Annotated in this window: 8 protein-coding genes; 3 read left to right on the top strand and 5 right to left on the bottom strand. The window is 66.4% G+C overall.

Annotated elements, in window-relative coordinates; translation table 11 throughout:
* Positions 1 to 143: 143 nt before the first annotated feature.
* The 3 genes from ACESMO_RS05480 to ACESMO_RS05470 form a co-directional block, all read right to left on the bottom strand.
* Positions 144 to 542 (bottom strand): endonuclease domain-containing protein, encoded by a 399-nt coding sequence (locus tag ACESMO_RS05480; protein ID WP_372707164.1) that lies wholly within the window; start codon positions 540 to 542, stop codon positions 144 to 146.
* Between the two features lie 81 nt (positions 543 to 623).
* Entirely contained in the window at positions 624 to 1,547 is a 924-nt protein-coding gene (gene rarD / locus ACESMO_RS05475) for an EamA family transporter RarD (RefSeq protein WP_372707163.1), read from the bottom strand.
* An 8-nt stretch (positions 1,548 to 1,555) separates the two neighbouring features.
* Positions 1,556 to 2,602, bottom strand: coding sequence for an aspartate-semialdehyde dehydrogenase (locus ACESMO_RS05470; RefSeq protein WP_372707162.1), 1,047 nt, complete (start codon positions 2,600 to 2,602; stop codon positions 1,556 to 1,558).
* A gap of 166 nt (positions 2,603 to 2,768) precedes the next feature.
* On the opposite strand from ACESMO_RS05470, the gene zapE reads away from it, so the two are divergent.
* Entirely contained in the window at positions 2,769 to 3,872 is a 1,104-nt protein-coding gene (gene zapE / locus ACESMO_RS05465) for a cell division protein ZapE (RefSeq protein ID WP_372707161.1), read from the top strand.
* A gap of 61 nt (positions 3,873 to 3,933) precedes the next feature.
* Positions 3,934 to 4,458, top strand: a complete 525-nt coding sequence (locus tag ACESMO_RS05460) for a YbjN domain-containing protein (RefSeq protein ID WP_372707160.1) — start codon at positions 3,934 to 3,936, stop codon at positions 4,456 to 4,458.
* A 228-nt stretch (positions 4,459 to 4,686) separates the two neighbouring features.
* Here the strand turns inward: ACESMO_RS05460 and mdh are convergent, their stop codons facing one another.
* Positions 4,687 to 5,649 (bottom strand): malate dehydrogenase, encoded by a 963-nt coding sequence (mdh, locus tag ACESMO_RS05455; RefSeq protein WP_372707159.1) that lies wholly within the window; start codon positions 5,647 to 5,649, stop codon positions 4,687 to 4,689.
* A gap of 133 nt (positions 5,650 to 5,782) precedes the next feature.
* Here mdh and ACESMO_RS05450 point away from each other — a divergent pair, with 133 nt between their 5' ends.
* Positions 5,783 to 6,574, top strand: a complete 792-nt coding sequence (locus ACESMO_RS05450) for an EcsC family protein (protein WP_372707158.1) — start codon at positions 5,783 to 5,785, stop codon at positions 6,572 to 6,574.
* Between the two features lie 97 nt (positions 6,575 to 6,671).
* On the opposite strand, the gene ACESMO_RS05445 is transcribed toward ACESMO_RS05450, so the two are convergent.
* Complete coding sequence (locus ACESMO_RS05445) at positions 6,672 to 7,391, bottom strand: winged helix-turn-helix transcriptional regulator (RefSeq protein ID WP_372707157.1); 720 nt, start codon at positions 7,389 to 7,391, stop codon at positions 6,672 to 6,674.
* Positions 7,392 to 7,604: the final 213 nt, after the last annotated feature.

Here is a 7,604-nt window from a genome sequence, read left to right as displayed (position 1 = left end):
GCGGCGGGGCCCGCGCCGAGGTCGCTCTGGATCGCCGGCAGGGCAACGCCGAGGGCCGAGCCGTCGATGAAGGTCAGGCTGGAGCCGAGGACGGTGGCGGCGAGTATCCAGCGTTTGCGGGCGGTGGACAGGGCTGGAGCTACCTAATCCTCCCCCATCGGGGGAGGGGGACCACGAAGTGGTGGAGGGGGCGGGACAAAGACTCTTCGTTTGAGGTCGGTGAGAACACCCTCCAGATTGCTGAGCACATCACGGGCCGCGATCCTGTGGACGTTGATCCCGCGCGCGGTCAGCCAGGCGGTTCGTCGCAGGTCGTGTGCGTACTGATCTGGATGCTCGTGACCGAAGCCGTCGACCTCAACGGCCAGTCTCGCTTCCTCACAATAGAAATTGAGAATGTAGGGGCCACGCGGATGCTGGCGGCGGAAGCGCGCGTCACCGAGGCGGCCTCCGCAGATGGCATTCCACAGGACAACTTCCGGAAGCGTCAGTTTGCGCCGAAGCTCCCTCGCGCGTTCGATGGTCTGTTGGGGCGGGTACATCAAGCGACGATAGCTCAAGACGGCGTGGGCGGCAGGCCCCCTCCACCACTTCGTGGTCCCCCTCCCCCGATGGGGGAGGATTCAGACCGGCGCGACCGGTTGTTTCGGCGCTTCGCGCTCGGCCCTGTGGCGGAAGAAGGCGGCCGCCGCGAAGACACCCGCTCCGCCCCAGATGAAGACGAAGCTGACGATGCGCAGGGGCGTCAGCGCTTCGCCGGCCCAGACCCCGACGGCGAACTGGAGCGTCGGGGCCAGAAACTGGATGAAGCCGAGCGTCGACAGCGGCAGGCGGCGCGCCGACCAGGCGAACAGGGCCAGCGGGATCACCGTGGCCGGGCCGTTGGCGATGGCCCAGATCGTGTTGACGGGACTGTCGAAGGCGACCCCCGCGCCGGTGTGCTGCAGCCACAGCACCCACGCCAGGCCGAACGGAACCAGCAGCAGGCATTCGACCAGCAGGCCGGCCTGGGCGTCGATCGGAACGCGCTTGCGGATCACGGCATAGCTGGCGAAGCTGACGGCGAGGACCAGGGATATCCACGGTGGCCGGCCCAGGGCGATGGCCTGGACCAGCACCCCGATCGCGGCCAGGCCGATGGCGACCCAGCCCCAGCGGTCGATCTTTTCGCGGAACAGCCAAAGCCCCACGACCATGTTGAGCAGCGGGTTGATATAGTAGCCGAGGCTGGCCTCCAGCGTCGCTTCATGGGTGGTGGCCCAGACGTACAGGCCCCAGTTGACGCCGATCAGTAGGGTCGACAGCGCCAGCCAGCCCAGCGTCTTCGGATTGGCGAACACGGCCCGGACCTGCCCGCCCTGACGCGCCAGCACGACCAGAAGGCTGGCGACCGCTACGGCCCACAGCGCGCGGTGCGCCAGTATCTCCAGCGAGTCGAAGCCGATCGCCGCCTGACCCATGAACAACAGGGGCATGAAGCCCCAGATGACATAGCAGCCAAAGGCGGACAGCAGGGCGGCGCGGGGGGCGGCGGACGGGGCGGGCACCACGGCTGTCAGACGGTGATGCTTCGATACCCCGACGCGGGCTTGATCATGCCGGTCTCGTCCAGCAGCTGGGCGATCTGGACGGCGTTCAGGGCCGCGCCCTTGCGCAGGTTGTCGGACACGATCCAGAGGTTCAGGCCGTTCTCGACCGTGTGGTCCTTGCGGATGCGCGAGACATAGACCGCGTGCTCGCCAGCGGCGTCGACGGGGGTGATGTAGCCGTCGTGCTCCTGCTTATCGATGACCTGCACGCCCGGCGCGTCGCGCAGGATAGCGCGGGCCTCGTCGGGCGATATCGGTCGGTCGAACTCCAGATTGACGGATTCCGAATGCCCGACGAAGACGGGCACCCGTACGCAGGTGACGGTCAGCTTGATGTCGGGATCGAGGATCTTGTGGGTCTCGGCCCACATCTTGGCTTCCTCGTCGGTGTAGCCGTCGTCGAGGAAGGCACCGATGTAGGGAATGACGTTGAACGCGATCTGTTTGGGAAACAGTTTGGGGCGGGCGTCGCCAAGGCCGTAGATGGCCTTGGTCTGGTTCCACAGCTCGTCCATGCCTGCCTTGCCGGCACCCGAGACCGATTGATAGGTCGAGACCACGCAGCGCTTGATTCTGGCAGCGTCATGCAGCGGCTTGAGCGCAACGACCAGCTGCGCGGTCGAGCAGTTGGGGTTGGCGATGATGTTCTTCTTCTTCGCCAGCTTGATGTCGTCGGGGTTCACCTCGGGCACGATCAGGGGCACGTCGGGGTCCATGCGGAAGGCCGAGGAGTTGTCGATCACCACGGGGCCCGCGGCACCGATCTTCTCGGACCACAGGCGCGAGGCATCGCTGCCCGCGCTCATCAGCACCAGATCGACCGTCGAGAAATCGAACAGTTCGATGTCCTCGCATTTGATGGTCTTGTCGCCCCACGACACCTCGACGCCCTTGGACTTGCGCGAGGCGACGGCGTGCATTTTCTCGATAGGGAAATCGAGTTCCTCGAGGATGTTCAGCATTTCCCGACCGACGTTGCCGGTGGCGCCTATGACGGCGACGCGATAGCCCATTTTTGTATGTCCTTCGGACGCCCTAAGTTCGCGACGCGGTCGCTCACGGCTTGAGGGCGGTTTGGGTTGGATGACCGGATGCCGGACGTTGGTGGCCTATGTGGGCCTTCGCGGGCGCGAAGCAATCGCTTTTCAGCGAGAGCCCGCCCGGCTAAGCCCGGGAACGATGCCCTCACGCATACGCACCGCTTATGACCGTCGTTTGGCCGACGGTCGGCTGACGCCCGATCCGTCGCAGGTTCCTGTGGTCGAGGCCCTGTCGCGGCTGGAGAAGGACCTGCGCAGACGCGGTCTGTTCGGCGCCCGGCCCGAGGTGCGGGGTGTCTATCTGTGGGGGCCGCCGGGGCGGGGCAAATCCATTCTCATGGATTTGTTCTTTGCCTGCGCGCCCGAGCCGCGAAAAACGCGGGCGCATTTCCACGCCTTCATGGCCCGGGTGCACGACCTGATCCGCCAGTGGCGCGAGGGCGATGCGAAGGCGCGAAAACGCCTGTTCGGTCAATCGAAGGGCGACGATCCCATCAAGCCGGTGGCCGAGCTGATCGCCTCGGAGGCGCGGCTGCTGTGTTTCGACGAACTGCAGGTCACCGACATCGCCGATGCCATGATCCTGGGCCGGTTGTTCGAGGCCCTGTTCGAGCAGAATGTGGTGCTGGCGGTGACCTCGAACCGGGCCCCGGACCAGCTGTATCTCAACGGGATCAATCGCGACCTGTTCACGCCCTTCATCGACCTGATCGAGGCGAAATGCGCGGTGGTCAGCGTCTCGGGTGCCCGCGACTGGCGGCTGGACCGGCTGATGGGCGACCGCGTCTGGTTCGCGCCGGCTGAGGCGGCCAACCGGGTGGCGTTCGAGACTCTCTGGTCCGATCTGAAGGGCGATCAGGCCGAATGCCCGGCGCATCTGAAGGTGCTTGGCCGCGACGTGGTCATCGAGCGCACCGACGGCGGACTGGCGCGGGCGACGTTTGGCCAGCTGTGCGGCGCGGCGTTGGGGCCGCAGGACTACCTGGCCGTAGCCGCGCGGTTCCACACACTGTTCCTCGAGGATGTCCCGGTTCTGGGACCAGACAATCACCATGAGGCGCGGCGATTCGTGACCCTGATCGACGCCCTCTATGAGGCGGGGACACGGCTGGTGGCCTTGGCCGAGGCAGCCCCAAACGCCCTCCATCCGGCAGGCGGCGGGGCGTTCGAATTCGAACGCACGGCGTCGCGGCTGAACGAAATGGCCGGGGCGGACTGGCTGATGCGCGAAAGAACAGCGTAGGCTGACCGCCACAATTCCGCTTGGGCCGGTTGATTACCCTCGGCTGTCCCGGAGACTTCCCATGCGCCTGCCCGTCCTGTTCACAATTCTCGCCCTCGGGGCCGCGACGCCCGCCTTCGCCCAGACGCCGGCCCCGACACCCGCGCAGACCGCGCCTGTCGCCGCGACCAAGGGTGTCATGGTCGGCGATGCCCGAACCTGGCTGATCGGTCTGGGCGGAACGGTCGCCGAGCCGACGGCGAACGGCACGGCCCGAGTGCTGACGATCGCGGACCAGCCGCTGCCGTGGACCCTGACCTTCTACAACTGCACGGGAGCGGGACTGTGCGACGACGTGCAGTTCAGTGCCGTCTTTTCGGGGCCGATCACGGTCGAGCAGATCAACGGCTGGAACCGCGACAACCGCTATCTAAAGGCCTTCTTCGTGCCCGGCGCGACGCTCGCCGAGGCCGGGGCGGTGGCCCAGTACGACGTGGTGCTGACGAGCACCGGGACGGACCAGTTGCAGGAGCCGACGGTAATCTGGCTGCAGATGCTGCGGATGTTTGCGGCAAGCCTGGTCGTGGTGCCGCCGGCGGCGAACTGATCGCTTCTCCCTGTCCCGCTTGCGGGACAGCTGGCCCGTCGATCGCCGAGCGATCCAGGGTCGGAGAGGGAGGTTTGAAATTTCCCCATCGTCGCTGTTCGCCTTCGGCGAGGACGCGACCGTCGTCCGATCGGCTTCGCCGCCCGTTCCTCCACCCCCGCAAGCGGGGCAAGAAAACGGGGCACGGATCACTCCGCAACCCTGCTGTCAGATTGGTCTGGCTGCCCCTCAGGCCAGACTGCCGTCGATGTCCTTGCAGGCCTGGATCAGGCCGTTCACCGACTCGACCGACTTGGCGAACATGGCCTTTTCCTCGGCATTGGTGGTGAATTCGATGACCTTTTCGACGCCGGCGGCGCCGATCATGGCGGGGACGCCGACGTAGAGGTCTTTGAGGCCGTATTCGCCCGACAGCCAGACGGCGCAGGGCAGGACGCGCTTCTGGTCCAGCAGATAGGAGCGGGCCATGGCAATGGCGCTCTCGGCCGGGGCGTAGAAGGCCGAGCCGGTCTTGAGCAAGGCGACGATCTCGCCTCCCCCTTTGCGGGTGCGGTCGACGATGGCGTCGAGCTCGGCCTGGCTCAGAAAGCCAGCCTTGACCGCGTCGGGCAGGGGCAGGCCGCCGATGGTCGAATGGCGCACCATCGGCACCATGTCGTCGCCGTGGCCGCCCAAGGTCCAGGCGTGGACGTCCTGCACCGAGACGCCGGTCTTTTCGGCGAGGAAATACGCAAAGCGGGCCGAGTCGAGCACGCCAGCCATGCCGACGACCTTGTTCTTCGGCAGGCCGGAGAATTTCTGCAGGGCCCAGACCATGGCGTCGAGCGGATTGGTGATGCAGATGACGAAGGCGTTGGGGGCGTGTTGCTTGATGCCCTCGCCGACGGCCTTCATGACCTTCAGATTGATGCCGATCAGGTCGTCGCGGCTCATGCCCGGCTTGCGCGGCACGCCGGCGGTGACGATGCAGACGTCGGCGCCCGCGATGTCGGCATAATCGTTGGCGCCTTTCAGCGTGACGTCCGAGCCCATGACGGCGGTGGCCTCGGCGATGTCGAGCGCCTTGCCCTGGGGGGTGCCCTCGGCGATATCGAACAGGATGACGTCGCCCAGCGCTTCGCGCGCGGCCACATGGGCCAGGGTGCCGCCGATCATGCCGGCGCCGATAAGGGCGATCTTCGCGCGAGCCATATTTGTCTCCAGGGGCCTATCGCGCTTCGCGCTACTTGAGGCCAAGGGTTGAGCTGGGTGGGGGAACCGTGGCGGCGGTCTAGACCCGCGCGCTTTCGCCTGCAACCGTAACGCCGCGTGACCCGGAGCCTGTATGGCCAGCCTGCCCGAAATCATCAGCGCCGAAGACACGCCGACCGATCTGATCACGGTCGTGGACGAGGCGACGGTGCGCGCCGAGGTCGAGGCTTGGCGGGCCAGGGTGCTGAAACAACCGGGCCTGTGGGACAAGGCCACGCGCGGGACGCAGGAGCGGATAAACCGGATCATCCCCGAGCGGGTCCACGCCGTCATCACCGCGGGCGTCGAGGCGATGACGAAGGGGATCTTGTTCGGCTCTGACATCGTGAAGGCGCGGCCCGTGGCGGACGGGTCGCTGGCGGCGCGTGAGCAGCGGGCCCGGGCGATGATCCGGACCTATCGGGCCACGGCGAGCGTCGAGGGCGGAGTCGCGGGAGCCGGTGGCTTCGTGCTGGCGGTGGTGGATTTCCTGGCCCTGATGGCGATCAAGGTGCGGATGCTGGGTGACGTGGTCGGGGCCTATGGCTGGGGCGGGGACACAGATGGCGACTCCGGGCGCGAGCGCCTGTTCCTGCTGCACATCTTCCACTTGGCCTTCGCCAGCGCCAAACGACGGCCCCAGGCGCTGGCGGAGCTGGAGCGATGGATCGCCGGGGTCGACCAGCCGCAGGCCGTCACCGATTATGACTGGCGGCGTTTCCAGATCGAATACCGCGACTATATCGACCTGGCCAAGATGGCCCAGTTGATCCCCGTGGTCGGCGCGCCGATCGGGGCGGTGGTCAACTGGCGGCTGGTCGACCGGCTGGGCGAGACGGCGATCATGGCCTGCCGGATGCGTTGGATGGGGGAGCCGGGAACGTGAGTTCCGGCTTTCGCCCCTAGGCGGACCTTGAGCGGTTGTCCGTGCAACTTCAGCGGTGCGCCTACACCAGACCGCGGCATGTTGCTCAGAACGGGGTTCAACGCTCCATCGGAAGCCCTGTCCGTTCAGGCAGGGCGATCTTGGCAAATGGGCTTAGGCCAAGCCATTTTTGCATGCTGCGGCGCAAGCCGGCGTCTCCGTCGAGGGCCAGTCGGCCGTCAGCCACGGCGGTGTCCACGCGTTCCCGCCCCATCCAGATCGCCGTCATGGTCCGCAGATCGGAGCGGACGTCGAGGTCCAGGTCGTGGCCCGGATCGACGGAACAGAGGTCGACGTCGGTGCCCGGCTCGACGATCAGCCACCACTGAGAATGGGCGGCCGCGACCTCGGGATAGACGAAGCGGATAACGCTGCGCTGCGGGGGCAGGGGGTCGGGGTCGAGGTTGCGCCGCATGTCCCACATCAGCAACTGGGCGTCGAGGCGGGACAGCGACAGGTCAGAGTCGATCCATCTCTGGCCCCAGACGCCAAAGGCCTGAATGATCGGGATCAACTCCCGACCCGCGTCGGTTAGTCGGTACTCGGACCCCGACGCCCCCCGACCGCCGACCGACTTGGACACCACGCCCGCCGCCTCCAGCTCCTTCAGTCGCAGCGAGAGGAGCGCCGGCGACATGCGCGGCACGCCGCGGCGCAGGGCGTTGAACCTTGTCGAGCCGGCCATGAACTCACGCAGCAGAACTATCGTCCAGCGGGTGCAGAGCACCTCCGCCGCCATGGCGACGGGGCAGAACTGCTCGTAACCATCCTTCGCCATATCCCCTCCGCTTCGGCCAGATCAGCAGGATAGTCTGATGCGCGCGCCGAGTCAGAACAGATTCATTTCCTGAACTAGAGCAGCCGCCCGCTGAGTTGAATCGAATGTGATCGAGCGGGGGATTCCCATCGGGTCCGAACCGTGAGTCCATGGGTCTTCTGATTGGGAGGCTATTATGGGCAAGGCGCGTTCGGACGATCTTCGGGAGCGTGT

The organism is Brevundimonas sp. (assembly GCF_041688735.1).
GTDB lineage: Bacteria > Pseudomonadota > Alphaproteobacteria > Caulobacterales > Caulobacteraceae > Brevundimonas.
Note: the sequence above shows the minus strand (reverse complement) of the source record. Positions and strands in the feature narration are given on the sequence as shown.